This window comes from Brevundimonas sp. UBA5866, assembly GCF_002432125.1.
GTDB lineage: Bacteria > Pseudomonadota > Alphaproteobacteria > Caulobacterales > Caulobacteraceae > Brevundimonas.
Genome location: NZ_DJFS01000096.1, coordinates 25,764 through 50,133 on the forward strand (window position 1 = coordinate 25,764; position 24,370 = coordinate 50,133).

The following is a 24,370-nucleotide window of genomic DNA, read 5'->3' on the forward strand; positions in this document are numbered from 1 at the left end:
CTCCTTAACCCACGCCCACGCCGGCCGCAGCGGCCTTGGTGAGCGGCTCAAGCCAGGTCAGGGCGACCAGCAGAACCGGGAATGCGAAGGCAGCCGCAGCCCAGCCGACCCATTGCGGGACAACCGGAGCCTTGTCGGTCTTCACCTCGGTTTCAGCGGCGTCGAACCACATGACCTTGATGATACGCAGGTAGTAGAAGGCAGCCACGACCGAGGCCACCAGACCGGCGGCACCCGCCATCCAGTAACCGGCATCGGCAGCGGCACCGAACACATAGTATTTGCCCCAGAAGCCCGACAGCGGCGGAATACCAACCGACGACAGGGCCAGAATGGTCAGGGCAATCGCGGTGACCGGACGCTCCTGCTTCAGGCCAGCCAGATCCGAAATGCTGCGGATCGGACGGCCGTTGCGGCTGAGCGACAGCAGGATGGCGAAGAAGCCCAACTGGTCCACGACATAGAGGGTCATGAACATCAGCATGGCTTGAACGCCCATCTGAGTACCGGCAGCAATACCCAGCAGGGCATAGCCGATGTTGATGATCGACGAATAGGCCAGCAGGCGCTGGATGTCTTTCTGCAGCAGACCGCCGAACGAACCTACGGCGAACGAGATCAGCGAGATCAGGATCACCACCTGCGCCCACTGGAAGTGCGCGAGGTTGAAGCCGTCGATCAGGACGCGGGCGATGAGGATCATCGCGGCGACCTTAGGAGCGGTGGCGAACAGGGCGACGACCGGGGTCGGTGCGCCCTGGTACACGTCCGGCGTCCACATGTGGAACGGAGCGGCCGAAACCTTGAACGCCAGACCGGCAATCAGGAACACCATGCCGAAGATCAGACCCGGACCCGGGTTGTTCGAGGCAAAGGCGGCGATTTCTTCGAACTTCATCGAGCCGGCGAAACCGTAGATCAGCGAAGCACCGTACAGCAGGATGCCCGACGACAGCGCGCCCAGCACGAAGTACTTCAGGCCGGCTTCCGAGGCGTGCAGGCTGTCGCGGCGGTAGGCCGCCAGAACGTACAGGGCCAGCGAGCTCATTTCGATGCCGATGTACATCGAGATCAGATCACCAGACGACGCCATCATACCCAGGCCGATCGACGAGAGCGTGATCAGGACAGGGTATTCGAACTTGGCCATGTTGTTGCGATGCATCCAGACGTCGCCCAGCACGATGGCTACAGCTGCCGAAAGGAAGATCACGGCCTTGCCGTAAACGGCCAGAGGATCAGCGATGTAGGTGCCGCCGAATGCCTGACCCAGCGGGCCGGTAACGGTCAGAACCGTTGCAGCCACCAGAAGCAGGACCGACAGGCCCGAAACCAGGCGCGTGTTCTTCTCGCCGGTGAAAGCACCGATCATGAGAAGGACCAGGCCGCCGACCGCGAGGGTGACCTCGGGGGCGGCGATTTGGAGTGCGGAGGACAGATCAGTCATTGTGCTCTCACCCGCCGATGGCTGCGCGATAGGCGGTGGTCAGGGCTTCAACCGAAGGCCCCGTGATGTCTAGGATGGCGTTGGGGTACAGACCCAGAGCCAGGGTACCGACGACCAGCGGCACGAAGATAAGCAGTTCGCGCTTGTCGATGTCGGTGATGTTTTCCAGTTTCGGATTGGTGATCGGGCCGTACATGACGTTGCGGAACAGCGTCAGGGCGTAAACGGCCGAGAAGATCACGCCCGAGGCGGCGATCAGGGCGGTCCAGGTCGAGACCTGATAGGCACCGGTCATTGTCAGCACCTCACCGATGAAGCCCGAGGTGCCCGGCAGGCCCACGTTCGCCATGGTGAAGAACAGGAAGATGGCGGCATACCAAGGCATGCGAGCCGTCAGACCGCCGTAGAAGGCGATTTCACGGGTGTGCATGCGGTCGTAGATCACGCCAACGCACAGGAACAGCGCGCCCGAGATCAGACCGTGGCTCAACATCTGGAACACGGCGCCCTGAACACCGGCATCGTTACCGGCGAAGATACCCATGGTCACAAAGCCCATGTGGGCGACCGACGAGTAAGCGATCAGCTTCTTGATGTCGGTCTGACGGAAGGCGACCAGCGAGGTGTAGACCACGGCGATCACCGACAGCGCGAACACCAGCGGGGTGAACATCTGCGAAGCCTGCGGGAACATCGGCAGGTTGAACAGGATGAAGCCGTAGCCACCCAGTTTCAGCATGATACCCGCCAGCATGACCGAACCGGCGGTCGGCGCCTGAACGTGGGCATCCGGCAGCCAGGTGTGGACCGGCCACATCGGCATCTTCACCGCGAACGAGGCAAAGAAGGCCAGCCACAGCAGCGGCTGAACAGCCGGGTCGAAGGCGTATTGCTTCAGTTCCGGAATGCTGGAGGTGCCGGTTTCAGCACGCATCCACAGCATGGCCAGCAGCATCAGCACCGAGCCCAGCAGGGTGTAGAGGAAGAATTTGTAAGAGGCGTAGATCCGGTTCGCACCACCCCAGATACCGATGACGAGGAACATCGGGACAAGGGTGCCTTCAAAGAAGAAGTAGAACAGGAACATGTCCAGCGAGGTGAACACGCCGATTGCCATGGTCGACAGGAGCATGAAGCAGACCATGTATTCGACGACGCGGGTCTCGATCGACTTCCAACTGGCGATGACGCACAGCGGCACGAGGAAGGCCGTCAGCAGGACGAACAGGATCGAAATCCCGTCCACGCCGAGGTGATAGGCCGCACCGGCGAACCACGGCGCGTATTCCACGAACTGATAGGCGGTGTTCGACGGGTCGAACTGGGCCACCAGCAGGATCGACAGGGCAAGACCCACCAGGGACGTGCCCAGTGCGATCCAGCGTGCGGCCGGGGCCGCGGCTTCCTTGCCGCCCTTGTTCAGGAGGCTCGCGACGATGATCGCCGCGGCCCCGAGAAGCGGAAGGAAGGTAACGATGCTCAGAATGTGAGGCACGAGATTAAGCTCCCCACGTGAAGATCGCGAAGGCCAGGAAGGCCGCAACGCCGATCAGCATCACGAATGCGTAGAAGTAAACGAAACCGGACTGGAAGCGCGACAGCCAGCCGCCCGACTTGAGCGAGGCCCATGCCGCGCCGTTCGGCCCCAGACCATCGATGATCTTCACGTCGCCGATCTTCCAGAAGAAGTCGCCAAGAGCCTTGGTGCCCTTCACGAAGGTGACGTTGTAAAGCTCGTCCCAGAACCACTTGTTGTAGAGGAAGGTGTACAGAGGACCCTTCTTCTCGGCCATCTGCTTGGCGGCGCCTTCCTTGACCACATAGAGCCAGTAGGCAGCGAAGGTACCGATAAGGGTCACGATCAGCGGAGCCCACTTCACCCAGGTCGGGACGTTGTGGCTTTCGTGCAGAACGTGGTTGGCAGCCGATGTGAAGATAGCGCCACGCCAGAATTCACCTTCGTGGTGACCGATGAAGTGCGGCGCGAAGACCATACCGGCGAACACAGCACCCACCGATAGCACCAGCAGCGGCAGCACCATGATCCACGGGCTTTCATGCGGATGCAGCGGGCCGTGGTGGTGATCGTCGTGTGCGTGGTCGTCAGCAGCGTGGTCGTCGTGGGCCACAGCGGCGTGATGGTCGTCGTGGTGGGCAGCGCCCTCCTCTTCCTTCCATTGCGGCTTGTTGTGGAAGGTCATGAACACCAGACGCCACGAGTAGTAGGCGGTCAGCAGAGCCGCCATGATACCGATGGTGAAGGCGAACATGCCGAACACGGCATGACCCGAGGTGGCCGAGGCATAGGCGCTCTCGAGGATGGAGTCCTTCGAGTAGAAGCCAGCGAAGCCGCCGATGCCCGGGATACCCAGACCGGTGATGGCGATGGTGCCGATCATCATGGTTGCGTAGGTGATCGGCAGCAGCTTCCACAGGCCACCCATCTTACGCATGTCCTGTTCGTGGTGCATGCCGTGGATCACCGAACCGGCGCCCAGGAACAGCAGAGCCTTGAAGAAGGCGTGGGTGAACAGGTGGAACATGGCCGACTGGTATGCACCGACACCGGCAGCGAAGAACATGTAGCCGAGCTGCGAGCAGGTCGAGTACGCGATCACGCGCTTGATGTCGTTCTGCATCATGCCGACGGTGGCGGCGAAGATCGCCGTCACGCCACCGATGATGGTGATGAACTGGGTTGCAACCGGAGCGTTTTCGTACAGCGGCGACAGCAGGCAGACCATATAGACGCCGGCGGTCACCATGGTTGCGGCGTGGATCAGGGCCGACACAGGGGTCGGGCCTTCCATCGCGTCCGGCAGCCAGGTGTGCAGGAAGAACTGGGCCGACTTACCCATCGCACCGATGAACAGCAGCAGACCGGCCAGATCCAGAGCCGACCAGTTGTAGCCGAGGAATTCCCAGCCAGTACCGGCCTTGTCGGCGATCAGCGGGAACAGCTTGGCGAACTCGATCGTGCCGAACATCCAGAAGACGGTCATCATACCGAGCAGGAAGCCGAAGTCACCCACGCGGTTGACTACAAAGGCCTTGATCGATGCAGCCGTGGCCGACGGCTTCTTGTACCAGAAGCCGATGAGCAGGTACGAAGCGAGGCCCACGCCTTCCCAACCGAAGAACATCTGCAGGAAGTCGGCAGCCGTCACCAGCGCCAGCATCATGAAGGTGAACAGCGACAGGTAGGCGAAGAAGCGAGGACGGCTGTCGTCCTCCTTCATGTAGCCCCAGCTGTAGGTGTGAACCAGCGCCGAGACACTGGTGACCACGATCAGCATGGTCGCCGACATGGCGTCGATGCGGATGGCCCAGTTCGACTGGAAGTCGCCCACGTGGATGAACGGCAGCAGCTTCACGGTGAAGGCTTCCAGCCCACCCCAGGTCCACTGGCTGAACACGATCCACGAGATGACGCACGAAACGTACAGCAGGCCGGTCGTCACTGCCTGAGAGGCAATGTCGCCGATCCGGCGTCCGAAGAAGCCGGCAATCATCGCGCCCAGCAGCGGGGCGAAGACGCCTAGAATGACGAGAGTTTGGATAGACACGGTCCCAATCAGCCCTTCATCACAGAGGCGTCGTCCACGGCGATGTCGCCGCGGTTACGGAAGAAGGTCACGAGAATAGCCAGGCCAACGGCGGCCTCGGCGGCGGCAACGGTCAGAACGAACATCGCCATCAACTGTCCCTCAACATTGCCGAGGTAGCGCGAGAACGCGACAAAGTTGATGTTCACCGCCAGAAGGATCATCTCGATCGACATCAGGATGACGATGATGTTCTTGCGGTTCACGAAGATGCCGAACACGCCGATGGTGAACAGCATCGCGGCAACCGCGAGATAGTGCTGGAGCGAGATGTCCATCACAGAAGCTCCTCGGGTTTCACGCCGACGCCAGTGGCAGCCGACTTGATTTCGACGGCGTCAGCACGACGACGGTTAGCCTGGGCGGCCAGATCCTGACGGCGCACGCCTTCGCGCTTGCGCAGGGTCAGGACGATCGCGCCGATCATGGCGATCAGCAGAACAATGCCCGCAGCCTGGAACAGATAGACGTAGTCGGTATAGAGCACGCGACCGATGGTCTCGGTGTTCGTGACACCTTCGGCCAATGCCGCAGGCGACACGGCGCCACGGGCGGCACCGCCCTGAACCACGCTGATGGACACCATGACCATCTCGGCCAGAAGGATCGCAGCCACGATCCCGGCCAGCGGCAGATAGCGGGCGTAACCTTCGCGGAGGCGGACGAAATCGACGTCCAGCATCATCACCACGAACAGGAACAGCACCGCGACCGCGCCGACGTAGACCACGACCAGAAGCATGGCCAGGAATTCGGCACCGAGCAGGACAAACAGACCGGCTGCCGAGAAGAACGTCAGGATCAGCCAGAGGACGGAGTGGACAGGATTGCGCGCGGTCACGACCAGAAGGCCGGAGACCACGGCAATCGTTGCCAGAAGATAGAAGGCCAGGCCTTGCAGCATGTGCGGGACGATGCCCCCTTCAAAACCAAGGTTCAGGACAAGCCCCTGAACCCTTCCAGAGTTGCGGCCCCGACCGGATGATCGGGGTCAGTACGGCGGAAAAGACGGACCGTTTAGCGGTACGGCGCGTCCAGTTCCAGATTCTTGGCGATCAAACGCTCCCAACGGTCGCCATTATCGAGCAGGCGTTCCTTGTCGTAGAGCAGTTCTTCACGCGTTTCGGTCGCGAACTCGGAGTTCGGACCTTCGACGATGGCGTCAACCGGGCAGGCCTCCTGGCACAGACCGCAGTAGATGCATTTCACCATGTCGATGTCGTAACGGGTCGTACGACGCGAGCCGTCCGCGCGCGGCTCGGCTTCGATGGTGATGGCCTGGGCCGGGCAGATCGCTTCGCACAGCTTGCAGGCGATGCAACGTTCTTCACCGTTCGGATAGCGACGCAGCGCATGCTCGCCACGGAAGCGCGGCGACTGCGGGTTGCGCTCGAACGGATAGTTCACCGTCGCCTTGGGCTTCAGCATGTACTTCATCGACAGGCCGACGGCGCCGAACACGTCGGTCAGCATCGCGCCCTTGGCCGCCTGAACGATCCGGGTCAGCATTACGATCTCACTCCAGCGCACTCGCGTTTATAGCGTGCGCTTTCCTTATCCAAAGTCTGACAAAGTCGCTGTTTTTCAGCGCCTTGCCTCACGATTTGTTCCTGGCGGCGTTCCCACTGAGCAACCGACACAGGGTCAGCCTCATACGGGGTTCCGCATGCCGTTAGGGTAAAAACACCCAAGACTGCAAGTCCGTAGCGATACATCAGAAGCGACAGTCCGGCGCGTCACGACGCGCCGCCTGCCCCATGGTTTCGCAACGAACGACCCGTTCCTGTTGCTGGCGAGCCTCGCGTTCACGACGCGCCTGGCTGGCTTCCGGTGATTCCGAGCGACGGTTGGCCTCATAATCATAGGGTTTGATGGCGCTACACGCCCCTACCCCGAAACTCAAAGCTACCAATGTCGAAATCACTAGGGAACGGATCATTGACTTCAGCCTCCTACGGCGAAGACGCGCCAGGCTGCCACGAAGACAACAGCCACCAGCGAGGCCGGCAGGAAGATTTTCCAGCCCAGACGCATCAGTTGGTCATAGCGGTAACGCGGTACAAAAGCTTTCACCAAGGCGATCATGAAGAACCAGAACACCACCTTCACGATGAAGGTCAGCAGATAGATGGTGTAGGCCGCGAACGCCGGCAGGCTGGCCATGAAGTCTTCCGACAGGAAGCCGGGGTTCCAGCCGCCGCAGAACAGCAGGGTCATCATGGCGCACATGAACACGATGTTCGCGTACTCGCCGATCATGAACAGCAGATACGGGGTCGAGGAATATTCGACCTGATAACCGGCAACCAGTTCGGACTCAGCTTCAGGAAGGTCGAACGGCGGACGGTTGGTTTCTGCCAGAGCCGAGATGAAGAACACGATGGTCATCGGGATCATCACGATGATCGTCGGCCAGGTCCCTGCCCCGCCGCCGAACACGTGCCAGTTCCAGAAGAAGCCGGCCTGTTGGGTGACGATCTCGGTCAGGTTCATCGTGCCGGTCAGCAGGATGACGTTGATGATGATCAGGCCCATCGACACTTCATACGACACCATCTGTGCCGCCGAACGCAGCGAGCCGAGGAACGGGTATTTCGAGTTAGAAGCCCAGCCGCCCATGATGATGCCGTAAACACCCAGCGACGAGATCGCCAGAATGTAGAGGATGCCGACGTTCAGGTCCGAAATCACCCAACCCGGTGCGAACGGGATGACCGCCCAGGCGATGAAGGCCAGAACGAAGGTGATCAGCGGAGCCAGCAGGAACACGACCTTGTCGGAACCGGCAGGGACCACAATCTCCTTCAGAACGAACTTGAAGAAGTCCGCGAAGGATTGCAGCAGGCCGAACGGGCCGACCACGTTCGGGCCCTTACGCAGCTGAACGCCCGCCCAGATCTTACGGTCGGCCAGCAGCAGGAAGGCCAGGGAAATCAGGATACCGACGGTAACCAGCAGGATCCCGCCAATCGTGGCGAGGGTCCAGCCGATCGGGGTAGCCCAGAATGAAGTCGCAGCGTCCATGTCTTACTCCGCCGCCAGTGCGACCGGCGCGACCCGTTCACGGGACAGTTCGGCCATGGTTTCGCTGGCGCGCGCAATCGGGTTGGTCAGATAGGGATCGGTGATGGTGGAAACGAAGGCGACATCGCCCACATCGCCCTTCACGCCGAGCGAAGCCACGTCGAACGAAGCCGACGGAGCCAGATAGTCGATGCGACCGAACGACGGCACATCGGCCATCAGCTTGGTGCGCAGTTGGTCGAGCGTGTCATACGGCAGGGTCTGACCGGCGCGTTCCGACAGGGCGCGGATGATCGCCCAGTCTTCCTTGGCCTCGCCCTTCGGGAACACGGCGCGTTCAGCCAGCTGAACACGGCCTTCCATGTTCACATACAGGCCCGACTTCTCGGTATAGGCCGCACCCGGCAGGATCACGTCGGCGCTGTGGGCGCCACGGTCACCGTGCGAGCCAAGGTAAACGCGGAAAGCGTCCGAGCCCGAAGCGTTGATTTCGTCAGCGCCCAGCAGGAACAGAACGTCCAGAGCGCCCGGCTTAAGCATGTCGGCAACAGCCAGACCGCCCTCACCCGGCAGGAAGCCCATGTCCAGACCCGCGACGCGCGAAGCGGCGGTGTGCAGGACGTTGAAGCCGTTCCAGCCATCCTTGACCACGCCGGTCTTCTTGGCGATTGCGCCAAGAGCGTTCAGCACAGCCGCACCGTTTTCGCCGACCAGAGCGCCCATACCGACGATGATCGCCGGACGTTCAGCCTTGCTCAGCAGTTCGGTCGCTGCCTTCGGCAGCTTGCCAACCGTCTTCGAGCCTTCGCCGAAGTAGGCGTAGTCATAGGTCAGATCGACTTGCTGGCCGATGACACCGACCTCGGTGCCGCCCTTCAGCCAAGCCTTGCGGATGCGGGCGTTGAGCAGCGGAGCCTCTGCACGCAGGTTCGCACCCACAAGCAGAATAGCATCAGCGTTTTCAATGCCTTGGATCGAAGAGTTAAACAGGTAACCTTCGCGGGCACCGCCACCGATGGCTGCGCCATCCTGACGGCAGTCGGTGTTGGCCGAGCCCAGGGCGCGGAACAGGTCCAGCAGAGCCTTCATCGACTCGGCGTCCTGCAGGTCGCCAGCGATCGCGCCGATACGGTTGGCCGGAGCGGCCTTCAGCTTGGCAGCGACAGCGTTAAGGGCTTCGTCCCACGATGCGGCGCGCAGCTTGCCGTTCTCACGGATCCACGGACGGTCGAGGCGACGGGCCTGCAAGCCGTCAACGGCATAGCGCGAACGGTCAGCCAGCCATTCTTCGTTGATGCCTTCGTTCACACGCGGCAGAACGCGCATCACTTCCGATCCACGGTAATCGGCGCGGATGTTCGAGCCCATCGCGTCCATGACGTCGATGGTTTCGCACTTACGCAGTTCCCACGGACGATAGTGGTACTGCCACGGACGGTGCGTCAGAGCACCAACCGGACACAGGTCGTTGACGTTACCCGACAGCTCGCTGTCGATGTTCTTTTCCAGATAGGTGGTGATCTCGGCGCTTTCGCCGCGCGAGATCATGCCGATGTCCGGAACGCCTGCCACTTCGGTGATGAAGCGAACGCAACGCGTGCACTGGATGCAGCGCGTCATGAACGTCTTGACAGTCGGGCCCATGTTCTTTTCTTCGACCGCGCGCTTGTTCTCGCTGTAACGCGAGCCGTCGCGGCCATAACCGACAGCCTGGTCCTGCAGGTCGCACTCGCCACCCTGGTCGCAGATCGGGCAATCCAGCGGGTGGTTGATGAGCAGGAACTCCATCACACCTTCGCGGGCCTTCTTGACCATCGGGGTGTCGGTGAAGATTTCCTGACCGTCGGCAGCCGGCAGCGCGCACGAAGCCTGAGGCTTCGGCGGTCCGGGCTTCACCTCGACGAGGCACATACGGCAGTTGCCGGCGATGGAAAGGCGTTCGTGGTAGCAGAAGCGCGGGATTTCCTGACCGGCGCGCTCAGCGACCTGAAGCACGGTCATACCCGGTTCGAACTCGACCTCGACACCATTTACCTTGGCGATAGGCATTACGATTACTCCGCCGCGATCGTGTGGCCGGCGAAGTTCGCACGGCTGTTGCGGTAGGTGTTGATGCGGTCTTCGATCTCGTGACGGAAGTGACGGATCAGGCCCTGCACAGGCCATGCGGCAGCGTCACCGAGAGCGCAGATGGTGTGGCCTTCGACCTGACCGGCAACGTCCAGCAGCAGGTCGATTTCCGACGGATCGGCATCGCCCACAGCCATACGTTCCAGCACGCGCCACATCCAGCCGGTGCCTTCACGGCACGGCGTGCACTGGCCGCAGCTCTCGTGCTTGAAGAAGTAGCTGATGCGGGCGATGGCCTTCACGATGTCGGTCGAGTTGTCCATGACGGTGACACCGGCGGTACCCAGCGACGAGCGGTGCTCGCGCATGGAGTCGAAGTCCATCAGGGCCACTTCGGCCTGTTCGCGGGTGATCACCGGGCACGAAGCGCCGCCCGGAATGATGGCTTTCAGGTTTTCCCAGCCACCGCGAACGCCGCCGCCGTGATCTTCGATCAGCTGGCGCAGCGGGATCGACATGGCCTCTTCGACCACGCAGGGGGTGTTCACGTGGCCCGCCAGCGACATCAGCTTGGTGCCGGTGTTGTTCGGGCGACCGAAGCTGGCGAACCAGTCAGCACCGCGACGCAGAATGGTGCCGACCACGGCAATCGATTCCACGTTGTTCACGGTCGTCGGGCAGCCGTACAGGCCAGCGCCAGCCGGGAACGGCGGCTTCAGGCGCGGTTGGCCCTTCTTGCCTTCGAGCGATTCCAGCAGGGCGGTTTCTTCACCACAGATGTAAGCGCCAGCGCCGTGGTGGATATAGACGTGGAAGTCCCAGCCGTGGACGTTGTTGTCGCCGATCAGCTTGGCCTCATAGGCCTGCTTGACGGCGGCTTCCATGCGCTCGCGTTCGAACACATATTCGCCGCGCAGATAGATGTAGCAGGCATGGGCCTGCATCGCGAACGAGGCGATCAGCGCGCCCTCGATCAGCAGATGCGGGTCATGACGCATGATCTCGCGGTCTTTACAGGTCGCGGGCTCGGATTCGTCGGCGTTGATGACGAGGTAGTGAGGACGGTCCTTCACTTCCTTCGGCATGAACGACCACTTCAGGCCGGTCGAGAAGCCTGCGCCGCCGCGACCGCGAAGACCCGAGGCCTTGACGTTGTTGATGATCCAGTCGCGGCCAAGGTCCAGCATGTCCTTGGTGGCGTTCCACGCGCCGCGCTTCTTCGCACCCTCAAGACCCCAGTCATGGAAGCCGTAGAGGTTGGTGAAGATCCGATCCTTGTCTTCGAGGATTCCGACCATGGTTCCTTAAAGTCCTTCCGCCATGCGGCGTTTGTGGTGGCGGGTGCGTTGGAAGATGGCGGTAATGACCATCACCCATCCTGCGAACAGCATAGCGTACGCAACCGGCACCGCATCTTCTGTCAGGCCCAGCTTGCCGTCACGGGACAGCACGACGAGCAAGGCCGCGACCACGATCAGCACAAAGCCGCCCAGACGCAGTTTCCAGCCCACGCGCTTCAGTTCGGCGCGATAGGCTGCCCTGCCCTCCGGGGTTTCGAGGTCCGGCCGTGCCATCAGGCGTCAGCCTTTGCCGGCTCGGAGTTCGGCAGTTTCTTGATCGGCTTGGCAGCCGAACCGTCATAAAGCGCCGGGTCAAGCAGGACACGCGCGCCGCACTGCGGAGCCGAGTTGTGACGGCCGTTGTACGGACCAGGCTTCGGCGTCTTGCCGGCGGCAAAATCGTCGATGATCTGGGCCATGTTTTCCGGCGTCAGGTCTTCGTAATAGTAGTCGTTGATCTGGGCCATCGGTGCATTGGAGCATGCGCCCAGGCACTCAACTTCCTGCCAGGTGAAGCGACCGTCGGCGGACAGGGTGTCCTTCGGGCCGATCTTTTCCTTGCAGACGCGCATCAGGTCCTGCGAACCGCGCAGCATGCACTGGGTAGTGCCGCAGACCTGGATCAGAGCGACCTTACCCACCGGCTCCAGCTGGAACATGGTGTAGAAGGTGGCGACTTCGAGAACACGGATGTAGGCCATGCCCAGCAGATCCGCGATGGCGCGGATAGCCGGCTCGGAAACCCAGCCTTCCTGCTTCTGGACCAGCCACAGCACGGGGATCACCGCAGACTGGCGACGGCCCTCGGGATACTTCTTGATCCACCACTGGGCTTTTTCCATCGTTTCCTTCGAGAACTCGAAGAAAACGGGTTGTTCTTTGGCCAGACGACGAACGCTCATCGGTCCACTTCTCCGAACACCATGTCAAGCGAACCGAGGATGGCCGAAACGTCAGCCAGCATGTGGCCGCGGTTCATCCAGTCCATAGCCTGCAGGTGGCGGAAGCCCGGTGCAGACAGCTTGACACGATAAGGTTTGTTGGTGCCATCCGACACCACATAGACGCCGAACTCACCCTTCGGTGCTTCGACGGCCGCGTACACTTCACCTTCCGGCGTCTTGAAGCCTTCGGTGTAGAGTTTGAAGTGGTGGATCAGCGCTTCCATCGAGCGCTTCATCTCGCCACGACGCGGCGGGGTGACTTTGTGGTCTTCAGCCAGAACCGGCTCACCCGGGCAGTTGCGCAGCTTGTGGATGCACTGCTCCATGATGCGCACCGACTGACGCATCTCTTCGACGCGGCACAGGTAACGGTCCCAGCAGTCGCCGTTCTTGCCGACAACGATGTCGAACTCCATTTCGGCGTAGCAGTCGTACGGCATGGCCTTGCGGATATCCCACGGGATGTCCGAGCCGCGCAGCATGACACCCGAGAAACCCCAGGCCATCGCCTCTTCCTTGGACACGACGCCGATGTCGACGTTGCGCTGCTTGAAGATGCGGTTTTCGGTGACCAGCTTTTCGATGTCGTTCAGGGCCGCAGGGAATTCCTTGCACCACAGGTCGATGTCATCGATCAGGTCCTGCGGCAGGTCCTGATGGACGCCGCCCGGACGGAAGTAGTTGGCGTGCAGACGCGCACCGCAGGCACGCTCGTAGAACACCATCAGCTTTTCACGTTCTTCGTGGCCCCACAGCGGCGGGGTCAGAGCGCCCACGTCCATGGCTTGCATGGTCGTGTTCAGCAGGTGGTTCAGGATACGGCCGATTTCCGAGTACAGGACGCGGATCAGCTGGCCGCGGTACGGAACCTCGACGCCCAGCAGGCGCTCGATAGCCAGACAGAAAGCGTGCTCCTGGTTCATCGGCGACACGTAGTCGAGACGGTCCAGATACGGAATGTTCTGCAGGTAGGTACGCGATTCCATCAGCTTTTCGGTGCCGCGGTGCAGCAGGCCGATGTGCGGATCAACGCGCGTGACCAACTCGCCGTCCAGCTCCAGCACCAGACGCAGAACGCCGTGGGCCGCCGGGTGCTGAGGGCCGAAGTTGATCGTGAACTTGCGGTCGTCCATCGCACGGGCGTGCGGGGTCAGGCCGTCTTCATAATCCTCGAACGGATCGACGGTGACACCAAGCGGACGCGCGGGGGTGTTGTGTCCATCAGCCATGGATCAGGCTCCCGCTTTCTCGTCGCCCGGCAGGACTTGGTCCGGATATTCGGCACCTTCCCACGGCGAGAGGAAATCAAAGGTACGATATTCTTGAGCTAGCTTGACCGGCTCATAGACCACGCGCTTCTGCTCTTCGTCGTAACGGACTTCGACATAGCCCGTCATCGGGAAGTCTTTACGCAGCGGGTGACCTTGGAAACCGTAGTCGGTCAAGATGCGGCGCATGTCCGGGTGATCCGAGAAGATCATGCCGTACATGTCAAAGGCTTCACGCTCGAACCAGCCAGCCGACGGATAGACCGAAACGACCGACGGAACCGGCTTGACCTCGTCGGTCTGCACCTTGACGCGCAGACGCGCGGCGCGGGTCAGCGACAGCAGGTGGTAGACCACCTCGAAACGCTCTTCGCGGTCCGGATAGTCGGCACCGCACACGTCCATCAGTTGCTGGAAGCCGAATTGGTCGCGCAGGCCCTTCATGACCTCCACGATCTTTTCGCGCGGCGCGATCAGGGTCAGCTCGCCATAGGCAACGACGGCCTCGACACCGAGAGCCGCCACCATTTCCGTACCCAGCGGGGTCAGAGCGTTTTCGCGCTCTGCGATGCGTACCAGTTCGTTCATCGTTCGATGCTCCCGGTACGACGGATCTTCTTCTGCAGCTGCAGGATCCCGTACAGCAGGGCTTCCGAGGTCGGCGGGCAGCCCGGGACGTAAACGTCAACCGGAACCACGCGGTCGCAACCGCGAACAACGCTGTAGGAATAGTGATAGTAGCCGCCGCCGTTGGCGCACGAGCCCATCGAGATGACGTAGCGCGGGTCCGGCATCTGGTCATAGACCTTGCGCAGAGCCGGAGCCATCTTGTTGGTCAGGGTACCGGCCACGATCATCAGGTCCGACTGGCGCGGCGAACCACGCGGAGCCGTACCGAAGCGCTCCAGGTCGAAGCGCGGCATCGACAGCTGGATCATTTCCACGGCGCAGCAGGCCAGACCGAACGACATCCACATCAGCGAGCCGGTACGGGCCCAGGTGATGACGTCGTCCAGCGAAGTCGTCAGGAAGCCCTTGTCACCGAGTTCGGTGTTCACGGCCTCAAAGAATTTGTCGTGGATCTTGGGGTCATACCCCTCGACGGTCGAGCGCGCAGCCGAACCGGCCGGCACCAGCGGAGAAGCCGGTGCAATAACCGACGACGAAGGCGTGATCACTGCCATTCCAGTGCTCCCTTCTTCCATTCGTAGATGAAGCCCACGGTCAGTACGCCGAGGAAGACCATCATCGACCAGAAGGCAAAGACCATCTGTGCGTGCGAGAGATCAAACAGCGAGACCGCCCACGGGAACAGGAAGGCCACTTCGAGGTCGAAGATGATGAAGAGGATCGACACCAGATAGAAACGGACGTCGAACTTCATGCGTGCGTCATCAAAGGCATTGAAGCCGCACTCATAGGCCGACACTTTTTCCGTGTCCGGGTTCTTGGGAGCCAGCACCCATGCTGCAAGCATGAAAGCCGAGCCGAGAACGATGGCGATCCCCAGGAAAACGACGATCGGTAGGTAATCTAGAAGAAATTCATTCATTCGAGCTGCCTCGCCCGCCGGTGGGAGGGGGCGGATTCGGCGCTTCTTAGACCCAACTTCGCCAGTGTTCAAACCCGAGAAGCCAATAAGGCCACATTGAGAATGTTTCGCAAAAAGCTGGCGTTTTCACAGGCCTGCGTTACGCAACGAAAACCGCATTGAAGGTGACGTTTGAACCGGCGTTATGTTCCGAACTTTGGATATGGGTATATTTGGCCTTTCGTCGAGCCACTCTTCTATATGCGGACAGAAATCTCGCTCGGCGACTGGAGCCAAGTCGCGGATTTTTTCACGAAATTTCGGAAATAATGCATTTTCTGCGGTCGGGCCGCTTGACCGGAACGTGGGGCATCAGTAAACGACCCACCTCGCCGCGGCGCACTAGACGCTTCGGCCGGGAAACGCGGGTGTAGCTCAGTTGGTTAGAGTGCCGGCCTGTCACGCCGGAGGTCGCGGGTTCGAGCCCCGTCACTCGCGCCACTCTTCTTCTAAAATCTCATGAAGCAAGAGTGGCGCATCCGCCCTTCCCTATTTATCCGACAATCTATCCGTTTATTTCTCCGGACCTAGCTGTCCAGCGACAGTGACGTCTGCGGCATAGCGAACTCCGGACAACCGCTCAGCTCGCCGTACAGCATGCTGAGTTCCTCGAAGACGCGATTCCAGGCGAACTGCTCGACCATCTTCAGTCGCGCCGCACGCCCCAGCGCTTCTATGTCGCGCTCAAACAAGGCTTCTATAGCCTCCGCATAGACACCGGCTTCGGCCCGCGGGGCCAGCTGGCCGACACTCGAATCGACTGTCTCGGCCACACCGCCGGAGTTGACGCCAACCACAGGGCGTCCGCAGGCCATCGCTTCCAGAACGATAAGACCGAAAGGCTCCTTGTCGTTTGCATGGACGAAGGCATCCACACTGGCGACGATCTTTGCCACCGCCTTGGGGTCTTTCTCGTATTCCAGCGAGATCACCCGATCTTCGGCTGGCATGCCCTGTCCGGCTCCGACCAGAATCAGGTGGTACGGATCACCCAGCTTCTGGACCGCCTCGATCAGGACATCGACATTCTTCTCTTTTGCAGGCCGTCCCGCAAAGCACAGCAGGCGCGCATCCGCAGGCAGGCCGACCTTTTTCAGCAGCCAGTCGCGGTCACGGCGCTCCGGTGTGAAGGTATCGATCTCCACACCCAGCGGCCGGATGAAGATATTGCCAACGCCCGCCTCTTCCAGACGACGCGCGATAAAGCGACTCGGCGAGACGACCCGGTCGAACTGGGAGAACAGCTTGGCCCAGCGTTTCTCGACCGGCTTCTTCGCCCATTCCCCGAAATGCAGCGCGGCCAGAGCCGCAGGGTCTGAGTGGCAAAAGCCCACGACCGGCGCACCGACTCGCTGCCCGGCCTCCAGGGCACCCTGCCCTGCCGTATAGGGATCACCCGCCTCGATCACATCGGGATCCAGCGCCGATACCCATGCGCCCCATTTGCGCACGGAACTGGGCCAACGGTAGCCGTCACCGAAAGGCAGCTTGGGCGAGCGGATATGTACGATGCCGTCGCGCCCGACGAAATGTTTGGCACCGGGCACGACCAGAGTGTGATCGACGCCAGGACGGTTGGCATGAAGCCAGGACTGCTTGGCCAGCAGGTAGCGTTTCACGCCCCCTGAACGGGGCGCAAACAGCATCGTGGTATCCACCAGACGCGGCCTGTCTGTCTGGGCCATGCGCTTCAATCTTTGCAAGGTGGAGCCGATCTGCTCATCCAGCCCAGGAAGCAAACTGAACTCAGCTTCCTGAATGTCGACTTGGCTCATGTATTTTAACCTTCAGGGTACGGCTCACTGTAACGCGCAACCTGCCTGCTGGATGCCGACCAATCTAAACGAATCGCACAGTCAGGATGAACGGATCCTGACTTAATAGCGTGGGCATATTGCACTGTAATGTGACCTCGCGCTTTACCGCCTAAAACGTACTCTTGGTCTTGCATTCGCCTCAAATCTGAGAAACTTGGGGTCAACGAGTGAAGGACCTGCTAAACGCAGGCTTTGCTTCATGACGTCTGATTGCATCGAGGGGTTAGTTTCGAATGCGTGCACTTCTGGCCACAGCGGCAGCGATAGCTCCTCTAGTTGTCGCATCCGGCGCTTGGGCCGAGACGGTCATCACGACCTCCCGGACCTCGCCGATCCGCACCGCTACTGCCACTGGCTCCTCGCCGGACAGCATCCGTATTGCTGGTAATGGTTCTATTGTCGTCGGCTCCGGTACAGCTGTAACCATCGATACCTCGCACGATTTCAAAGTGGATTCGGGCGGCGGTATCAATATGGACAAGTCTGCCGATGGCTCGACCGCCATCCTTGTCCAACCGGGTCTGACGACCAACATCGCGATTGCCGGCAGCATCCGCGTCACCGATTCTATCGAGACCTATCCGGATGACGACAAGGACGGCGATCTGGACGGCCCCTGGGCGACCGGATCGAACCGATATGGCTTACGCCTGGCAGGTCCCGGCACGACGACCGGCACGATTTCGCTTCAGGAAAGTGGCCTCATTCTGGTCGAGGGGAACGATTCCCGCGGCATCTCGATCGAAAGCGACCATAACGGCGCCATCACCACCCTTGGCAGCGTAACCGTTTTCGGTGACCGTTCGACCGCAATCCATATGGGTGGCCGCCAGACCGGTGCCGTAGACCTGCTGGGCAATATCAGGGCCACCGGCGAAGGTGCCAAGGCCATTGATATCCAGGGCGACGTTGATGGTCGCCTGAACATTCAGGGCACGGTTATCTCGACGGGTTACCGCTATACCCAGCGCCCCCTCGACCGCCCCGCGACCGGCGCGGTCAATGGCCAGATCTATTACCAGAATCTCGACCCTGACGATCTGCTGCAAGGCGGCCCGGCCGTCACTATCGGCAGCAATCTGAACAACGGCCTGCTGTTTGATGCGCCTCCTTCCTATGGCCCCGGCGGAATCGAGGGTGATGACGACGGCGACGGCATCAAGAACGGCGACGAGGATGATGACGGCGACGGCAAGAAGAACCGCGAGGACACCGACCGCGATGGCGACGGCATCCTCGACACCAGCGAAACGCGCGCCTCGATAACCTCTTTCGGTCAGGCGCCTGCCGTTCTTATCGGTTCCACGTCCCGCTCGATTACCCTGAATCAGGTCGGCACGGGTGACGATGCCTATGGTTTTGTGAACCGTGGCGCGATCACGGGCGCGGGTGTCTATGACAATATCGATGCCAACGCCGTAACCGTCGGCGCAGCTGGCGGTCAGTCCGTTACGATTGCGGGCGGCATGCGCAACCAGGGCGAAATCGTCTCCAGCTCGCTTCACGGCAACTCGACCGCGATTCGACTGAACCAAGGCGCGACAACGCCGACGATCAACAACTCGGGCACTATCCGCGCCACGGGTAACTCGAACGTCGCGCGCCAGTTCACCGGCATCGAAGTCAATGCCGGCGCAAATCTGGGCAGCATCACCAACACCGGCTCGATCATCGCCGATGTGGCGGGTGGCAAGTCGAACGCGACGGCCATCAACGACCTGTCCGGCTCGGTGACCAACATCACCAACTGGGGCAATATCCTTGCCGTAGTGTCGAAACTTGACGACGCCGATACGGTCACCGGCAAGGGCGTGGCCATTAACGCCGCCAACAATACGACCGGCCTGACCTTTATCCAGGATGGCATCGTCGGTGGCGTTACGGAAACGACCCCGGACACCGACAAGGACGGCGTTCCTGACGGCAAGGAGCCTTCGACCACGGGGGCGATCATCCTTGGCTCGGGTGCCGATGTCGTCGATATCCGTAATGGTACCGTCAATAGCGACATCAGCTTCGGCAATGGCGCGGACCGCCTGCTGGTTTCGGGCGGTGCGGTCGTCACCGGCGCCATCAACTCGGGCGACGGCAACCTCGACATCAACATCAGCAAGGGCACGCTGGACGCCCGCCAAAACGGCGTGACCAACCTGACCGGCCTGAATGTCGGCGCTGACGGCACCCTGATCGTAACCCTGGACCCGGCCTCGGGTACGGGCGGCGGCTTCAAGGTCAATGGCGCTGCCACCCTGGCCGACGGTGCCGGTCTTGGCGTTCGTTTCAACAGCCTGATCACCGACCCGACCCGCTTCACCATCATTGACGCCGATACCCTGAACCTCGGCAATATCGATCTGCCCTCGCTCGAAGCCAACTCGCCCTACGCTTATGTCGTCGGCGTTGATTCCGATGTGGCAGCCGGTCAGCTGTTCGTGGATGCCCGCCGTCGCACCGCCTCGGAAGCCGGTATGATCGCGGTCGAGGCCGATGCATACGAAGTGCTCTACAACGGCCTGTCCCGTAACGAGGCGATCCGCAACTCCCTGCTTTCGCAGACGACCCGCGACGGCTTCTTCAACGTCTACGAACAACTGCTGCCGGATCACTCGGGCGGCCCGCTGATGTCGCTGTCCACCGGTGTCGATGCTGTGACCCGCGCCCTTACGGGACGCAATGCCTCGGCTGCCCAAGGCGAGACCAGCGCCTGGGTGCAGGAAATCAACTTCTACGCCGACAAGGACAAGACCGATACCTATGGCTTCCGTTCGGAAGGCTTCGGTGTGGCCGGTGGTGTGGAACGCGGCACCAAGGTCGGCGCTATCGGCCTGTCGATGGCCTTCACCTCGTCCGATCTGGAAGATCCGGAAGCGGCTGCTGAAGAAGTCCTGTCGGCGAACCTGGTCGAAATGGGCTTGTACTGGCGCGCCCAAGGCCAGGCCTGGACCACCTGGGCCCGTGCCGCAGCAGGTTATGCATGGTTTGATGCCACCCGCCGACTGGTCGCTGACGGCATCAACCTGAAGAACGAGTCGAAATGGAACGGCTTCACCCTGTCGGCTGCCGGTGGTGCTTCGTATGAGCAGCACTTCGGCCGCCTGAACGTCCGTCCGGAAGTTTACGCCGAATATTTCTCGCTCAGCGAAGAAGCCCGCTCCGAGCGTGGCGGCGGTGACGGTTTCGACCTGAACATTCAGGACCGTGACGGTCACATCTTCTCGGGCGTGGCCGCCGTGAACATCGGTTACGGCTTCGGTCGTGACGGCTGGATCCGTCCGGAAGTCCGCGTCGGTTATCGCCACAACTTCTCGGTTGATGCCGGCGATACCATCGCCCGCTTCGCTTCGGGCGGCGACTCCTTCAAGCTGAAGGGTGTGGGCGTCGAAGGTGGCGGCCCGATCCTCGGTTTCCGCCTGAATGTCGGCAACGAACTGGGCATGCTGTCGATCACGGGCGATGCAGAGCTGCTCGAGGATTATGTCCGCTATACGCTGCTTCTGCGGGCCAGCTTCCGCTTCTAAGGAAGGCCACAGCCCAAATATGCGAACAGCCGCCGGAGATATCCGGCGGCTGTTTTGCTGTCTGGATGCAGCTCACTCAGAGCAGTTGTCTCCACGCGTCTTGCGCAGCTCCGGCTCTTCCTGCGGCACCATTCTTCGCCCGTCCCAACTGAACATTTGCCGGGCGCACAGGTGCGGCCCCTCCTCCCATGAGGCCAGGACATTGTTTCCGCCAACGCCGAACCGAAGCTGAAGATACGGGTAGTCTTCGCCCCCCAGCTCCAACCAGTGCAGCTCGCCCGTGCGCTTGTTGCCGACGACACCTGTCGTACAACCCGTACCGCACCCCCAACGGATGACCACATAATTACCGGCCAGGTTCGGTGCGCCCTGCCAACCATCGCGGATACGCGTACGATAGTTATAGAAGCCGCCGGTGAGATTCGGCCCGCTGGACATGGAACGCTCGCGAGCGGATGGCGGCGGGACTGGGTCATTGGCATCATCATACCCGACGCCAGAGGTCCTATCGTTCTCGATTGGCGCGGGCGGCGTCTCGTCCGGCTCTGGAACGGCGGGCGTCTGGATGACAGCAGCCTGTGGCGGTGCCTCACGCACAACCTGCGGCGTACGGTTGTTCAGTACGAAAATCGTGGCCCCGGCCGTCACAACAGCCAAAGCCGCTATGGACCCCAGCAACAGGACCTTTGACCCACCACCTGAACGCGGCGCGGCAGCGGGTGCCTGCGCGGGCTCGTCCATAAGACGCTTTTCGCGTTCGAACTCCTGCTGTGTCAGGGCACCGCTTTCGCGCAGGCGGTTCAGGCGTTCCAAACGATCAAGACGGCTATCCGTCATGTCTACTCCGATCCAAAACTCATCAGAGCTTCAATCGTTGGGAGCAGTGCTTCGTTCCTAATGCAGAGCCAGGTTCAATCGCCATCCAATGCGCGGTCGCAACCGGCGTCCTCATACGGAAACTCGACTATGTCACTATCGGCCGCCAGTTGCCCCCCGGTCCAGCGATAGCTGGCCCGCGCACAGTTCGCGCCTCGGACATTGATCCACGACAGTACCAGATAGGCACTTTCACGCGACGACGTTGCGACCAGATCGGGCATGTCCTCGAATCCCATGCCCGTTTGCACGATCTCGCCGGTCAGCAGATTACCGACAATCAGCTCCCGACAGTCATTGTCATCGCAGGACAACGTCATCTGCACATAATGATCGGCCAGATTCGGACCTTGCGCCCACCGACTCCGGATTCGCGCGGTATGAGCGCGCAAATCAGCGGGAATGACAGGGGCCACATAGCTCTGCGCCGATGACACGGCAGGCATCACACCGTCTGCGGTCGATTCTGGCGATTCAGTCGGCGCACCTTCAGAGGAAGCAGATGCGACTGGGGCCGTGGCGGGTGTGACAGGAGCGTCCGTCCCCTCTGGCAGCAATGCCATAGCGCTGGCCCCCGCGCCTATCAGCGCAGCGACGGTGGCTCCGATGACGAAAATTTTCTGGCGATCGGCCATGTCTGCATCCCCTGCGAATATTCCGCGGGGAGAATAATGGTGAAGGATCGCGATGCCCCTCCCGCGCCTATGGGATTGAGGGGGCCGATAAGCAAAAAGGCCGCCCTGACGGGCGGCCTTTTGAAGCCGGATGGCTGGGGAACTAGGACTCGAACCTAGAATGACGGTACCAAAAACCGTAGTGTTACCATTACACCATTCCCCACCGCTTCCGGTGAACCGCTGGGGAGCAGTGCGCCCGGGCGATGTGTGGTAGATACCCCCACGCTTTTCGTTTCGCAACACCTTTCTCGCTGAAATTGCAGAAATTTTCATAGAGCAATGTCTTTTTTCAAAACTGCTATTTTGGCTCTTGCAGCACCGAAACAGGGTGGCTATACACCCACTCCTCGGCGGCGGGCAGCGCCCCACCGCTTCGAGAACAAGTCGGAGTGTGGCTCAGTCTGGTAGAGCACCGCGTTCGGGACGCGGGGGTCGCAGGTTCGAATCCTGCCACTCCGACCATCTTCTCTTCAAAATCTTGATGTTATAACCGCTCTGGTCCGCCAGTGCGGATTGTCGTGTTCGGTCTTTGGGCTAAGGTGCCTTATGGCCAATACAAAATCCCCCCTGCCCTCCGCAAAAGACGTCGTCGATTTCTGGATCCAAGCCGGTCCTCAAAAGTGGTTCGCCAAGGACGAAGCCTTTGACCGGGACTTCAAGTCGCGATTCCATGATGCCCATTTCGCCGCCGCCCGCCGTGAACTGGATGGATGGATGCAGACGCCCGAGGGCGCACTGGCGCTCATGATCCTGCTGGATCAGTATCCACGCAACGCATTCCGCGATACGGGCCACATGTTCGCAACCGATTCATTGGCGCTGTCCCTCTCGCGCCAAGCCATCGAAGCGGGCCACCACAAGGCAGTCGCCAGCGATCTGCAGCCCTTTATCCTGATGCCTCTCATGCATTCGGAATCGCTGCAGGACCAGCAGGGCCTCGTGGACATGCTGGACGCCGACACCCACCCCGACACCTATAAATATGCCGTTGTCCATCGGGACGTGATCGCGCAGTTCGGGCGTTTTCCCCACCGAAATGCCGCACTAGGCCGCGACACGACCGCGCAAGAGACTGAATTCCTTAGGTCTGGCGGTTTTTCAGGCTAGCCGGCCAGGCCGTAAGGCTTGTGGCGAATGTATGGCTAAGCTATGCCGTGGCTAATTTACAACCGCGTTATGAAGTTAGCCTATGCACCTGTCACGCGTCGCCCTGCTGTCGACCGCCGCCCTCGCTTTGGCCATCCCGCAAACGGCCCACGCCCAGTTCTTTGGGCTGGGCCGCAATAATGACGCGGCGCAGGCCAACGTCATCAATGAAGTCCCGCGTTGCACCCAAAGCTTTGGCACCGTCAGTGTGGCGGGCGAACAGGATGCCTTGTTCGCGCAGATGGGCCTTGGCGCGCCTATCGAAGTGCTTCGCCACGCCATCCGCCAATCGGGTTGTTTCCAGCTGATCGAGCGCGGCTCGGCTCTCAATACAATTCAGCGCGAACGCAGCCTTGGTGCTGCGGGGCGCATCCGCACGGCTGATTTCGTTATCGCCGCCGAGCTGGCCAACACCATCGATGCTGATTCCGGCGACCGTAGCCGGGGCCTTCTGGGCACGCTGGCCTCCAGCGGCGGGCGCATGCTGCTCCAAGCCGGTATGGCAGCCGTCACACAGGATGGCGCGGGTGCCGAGGGCATGAGCCAACTGCTTGGCATGGGCGCGAATATTGCCGGGAATCAGGTCGGTAACGCGCTCAGCAGCCGCTCTGTAGACGCGATCAAGGACCTGCAGAAAGACCTGTCCAAGGGCAAGGAAGACGCACAGGTCATCATGTCGATCGCCAGCGTGCCATTGGCTGAACAGGTGGGTTACACCCGTCGCCGCGCAAACAAGGACGAACTGCGCCGCCTGCGTATCCGCGACAACCATTTCGGCGGCAGCGTGGGTGCCGGATACGAGAGCACCGATGAAGGCAAGGTCGTCGCCCTGGCCCTCGTTCGGGCCTATGCCGATCTGGTGACCAGCCTTGGTGGAACAGGTTCCGAAACCCCCGAGATCGTACTGGCCAACCGTGAAGCCGTTCTGGCCGCTGAACGCGAGCGCGAAGCCGAGGAGCGCCGTGCGGAACAGGCTGAACGCCGCGAGGAAGAGCGTCGCGAACGCCTTCGTGCCGAGGAGACGGCCCGCCTGCGTGCCGAGGCCCG

22 protein-coding genes and 3 tRNA genes are annotated in these 24,370 nt (G+C 61.1%); 5 read left to right on the forward strand and 20 right to left on the reverse strand.

Annotation, left to right across the window (positions count from 1 at the left end):
• Window positions 1-4: 4 nt before the first annotated feature.
• From nuoN to B3H86_RS12605, 16 genes are all read right to left on the reverse strand, one after another.
• On the reverse strand, window positions 5-1,447 hold the full coding sequence (gene nuoN, locus B3H86_RS12530) for an NADH-quinone oxidoreductase subunit NuoN (RefSeq protein ID WP_292054419.1): 1,443 nt from the start codon (window positions 1,445-1,447) through the stop codon (window positions 5-7).
• Between the two features lie 7 nt (window positions 1,448-1,454).
• Complete coding sequence (locus B3H86_RS12535) at window positions 1,455-2,942, reverse strand: NADH-quinone oxidoreductase subunit M (RefSeq protein ID WP_292054421.1); 1,488 nt, start codon at window positions 2,940-2,942, stop codon at window positions 1,455-1,457.
• Between the two features lie 4 nt (window positions 2,943-2,946).
• Window positions 2,947-5,007, reverse strand: coding sequence for an NADH-quinone oxidoreductase subunit L (gene nuoL / locus B3H86_RS12540; RefSeq protein WP_292054463.1), 2,061 nt, complete (start codon window positions 5,005-5,007; stop codon window positions 2,947-2,949).
• A 14-nt stretch (window positions 5,008-5,021) separates the two neighbouring features.
• On the reverse strand, window positions 5,022-5,330 hold the full coding sequence (gene nuoK, locus B3H86_RS12545; RefSeq protein ID WP_242913295.1) for an NADH-quinone oxidoreductase subunit NuoK: 309 nt from the start codon (window positions 5,328-5,330) through the stop codon (window positions 5,022-5,024).
• The gene (locus B3H86_RS12550) at window positions 5,330-5,956 is read right to left on the reverse strand and encodes an NADH-quinone oxidoreductase subunit J (RefSeq protein ID WP_292054424.1); all 627 of its coding nucleotides are present in this window, start codon (window positions 5,954-5,956) and stop codon (window positions 5,330-5,332) included. The genes nuoK and B3H86_RS12550 overlap by 1 nt, the downstream gene beginning before the upstream one ends.
• Window positions 5,957-6,069: 113 nt before the next feature.
• Window positions 6,070-6,561 (reverse strand): NADH-quinone oxidoreductase subunit NuoI, encoded by a 492-nt coding sequence (gene nuoI, locus B3H86_RS12555; RefSeq protein WP_167177321.1) that lies wholly within the window; start codon window positions 6,559-6,561, stop codon window positions 6,070-6,072.
• Window positions 6,562-6,766: 205 nt separating this feature from the next.
• The gene (locus B3H86_RS12560) at window positions 6,767-6,991 is read right to left on the reverse strand and encodes a hypothetical protein (RefSeq protein ID WP_292054429.1); all 225 of its coding nucleotides are present in this window, start codon (window positions 6,989-6,991) and stop codon (window positions 6,767-6,769) included.
• Window positions 6,992-6,996: 5 nt separating this feature from the next.
• Window positions 6,997-8,076, reverse strand: a complete 1,080-nt coding sequence (gene nuoH / locus B3H86_RS12565; RefSeq protein ID WP_292054431.1) for an NADH-quinone oxidoreductase subunit NuoH — start codon at window positions 8,074-8,076, stop codon at window positions 6,997-6,999.
• Window positions 8,077-8,079: 3 nt separating this feature from the next.
• The gene (gene nuoG, locus B3H86_RS12570; RefSeq protein ID WP_292054433.1) at window positions 8,080-10,125 is read right to left on the reverse strand and encodes an NADH-quinone oxidoreductase subunit NuoG; all 2,046 of its coding nucleotides are present in this window, start codon (window positions 10,123-10,125) and stop codon (window positions 8,080-8,082) included.
• A 5-nt stretch (window positions 10,126-10,130) separates the two neighbouring features.
• The gene (gene nuoF, locus B3H86_RS12575; protein WP_292054435.1) at window positions 10,131-11,444 is read right to left on the reverse strand and encodes an NADH-quinone oxidoreductase subunit NuoF; all 1,314 of its coding nucleotides are present in this window, start codon (window positions 11,442-11,444) and stop codon (window positions 10,131-10,133) included.
• Window positions 11,445-11,450: 6 nt separating this feature from the next.
• Window positions 11,451-11,720 carry a hypothetical protein gene (locus tag B3H86_RS12580; protein ID WP_292054437.1) on the reverse strand — a complete coding sequence of 90 codons (270 nt, stop codon included), beginning with the start codon at window positions 11,718-11,720 and terminating at the stop codon, window positions 11,451-11,453.
• Window positions 11,720-12,388: an NADH-quinone oxidoreductase subunit NuoE gene (gene nuoE, locus B3H86_RS12585; RefSeq protein WP_292054439.1), complete on the reverse strand. Its 669-nt coding sequence runs from the start codon at window positions 12,386-12,388 to the stop codon at window positions 11,720-11,722. Before nuoE ends, B3H86_RS12580 begins: the two co-directional genes overlap by 1 nt.
• On the reverse strand, window positions 12,385-13,563 hold the full coding sequence (locus B3H86_RS12590) for an NADH-quinone oxidoreductase subunit D (RefSeq protein WP_292054465.1): 1,179 nt from the start codon (window positions 13,561-13,563) through the stop codon (window positions 12,385-12,387). The genes nuoE and B3H86_RS12590 overlap by 4 nt, the downstream gene beginning before the upstream one ends.
• 99 nt (window positions 13,564-13,662) lie before the next feature.
• Window positions 13,663-14,286: an NADH-quinone oxidoreductase subunit C gene (locus tag B3H86_RS12595; protein WP_292054440.1), complete on the reverse strand. Its 624-nt coding sequence runs from the start codon at window positions 14,284-14,286 to the stop codon at window positions 13,663-13,665.
• Window positions 14,283-14,903, reverse strand: a complete 621-nt coding sequence (locus tag B3H86_RS12600) for a NuoB/complex I 20 kDa subunit family protein (RefSeq protein WP_292054442.1) — start codon at window positions 14,901-14,903, stop codon at window positions 14,283-14,285. The genes B3H86_RS12595 and B3H86_RS12600 overlap by 4 nt, the downstream gene beginning before the upstream one ends.
• Entirely contained in the window at window positions 14,873-15,250 is a 378-nt protein-coding gene (locus B3H86_RS12605) for an NADH-quinone oxidoreductase subunit A (RefSeq protein WP_242913284.1), read from the reverse strand. Before B3H86_RS12605 ends, B3H86_RS12600 begins: the two co-directional genes overlap by 31 nt.
• Before the next feature lie 403 nt (window positions 15,251-15,653).
• On the opposite strand from B3H86_RS12605, the gene B3H86_RS12610 reads away from it, so the two are divergent.
• A tRNA-Asp gene (locus tag B3H86_RS12610) sits at window positions 15,654-15,730 on the forward strand.
• A gap of 86 nt (window positions 15,731-15,816) precedes the next feature.
• Here the strand turns inward: B3H86_RS12610 and B3H86_RS12615 are convergent.
• A complete protein-coding gene (locus B3H86_RS12615) occupies window positions 15,817-17,064 on the reverse strand; it encodes a glycosyltransferase (RefSeq protein ID WP_292054445.1) in 1,248 nt (415 codons plus the stop codon).
• A gap of 275 nt (window positions 17,065-17,339) precedes the next feature.
• On the opposite strand from B3H86_RS12615, the gene B3H86_RS12620 reads away from it, so the two are divergent.
• Window positions 17,340-20,624: an autotransporter outer membrane beta-barrel domain-containing protein gene (locus tag B3H86_RS12620; RefSeq protein WP_292054447.1), complete on the forward strand. Its 3,285-nt coding sequence runs from the start codon at window positions 17,340-17,342 to the stop codon at window positions 20,622-20,624.
• 72 nt (window positions 20,625-20,696) lie between these two features.
• On the opposite strand, the gene B3H86_RS12625 is transcribed toward B3H86_RS12620, so the two are convergent.
• The 3 genes from B3H86_RS12625 to B3H86_RS12635 form a co-directional block, all read right to left on the reverse strand.
• Entirely contained in the window at window positions 20,697-21,461 is a 765-nt protein-coding gene (locus B3H86_RS12625) for an SHOCT domain-containing protein (RefSeq protein ID WP_292054448.1), read from the reverse strand.
• Between the two features lie 74 nt (window positions 21,462-21,535).
• A complete protein-coding gene (locus B3H86_RS12630) occupies window positions 21,536-22,135 on the reverse strand; it encodes a hypothetical protein (protein WP_292054450.1) in 600 nt (199 codons plus the stop codon).
• Between the two features lie 131 nt (window positions 22,136-22,266).
• Window positions 22,267-22,340: transfer RNA gene (locus B3H86_RS12635), tRNA-Gln, on the reverse strand.
• Between the two features lie 222 nt (window positions 22,341-22,562).
• Here B3H86_RS12635 and B3H86_RS12640 point away from each other — a divergent pair.
• The 3 genes from B3H86_RS12640 to B3H86_RS12650 form a co-directional block, all read left to right on the forward strand.
• A tRNA-Pro gene (locus B3H86_RS12640) sits at window positions 22,563-22,639 on the forward strand.
• Between the two features lie 84 nt (window positions 22,640-22,723).
• Window positions 22,724-23,284 (forward strand): DUF924 family protein, encoded by a 561-nt coding sequence (locus B3H86_RS12645; protein WP_292054452.1) that lies wholly within the window; start codon window positions 22,724-22,726, stop codon window positions 23,282-23,284.
• A gap of 82 nt (window positions 23,285-23,366) precedes the next feature.
• On the forward strand, window positions 23,367-24,370 hold a 1,004-nt coding region (locus tag B3H86_RS12650), incomplete at its 3' end, for a hypothetical protein (protein WP_292054455.1).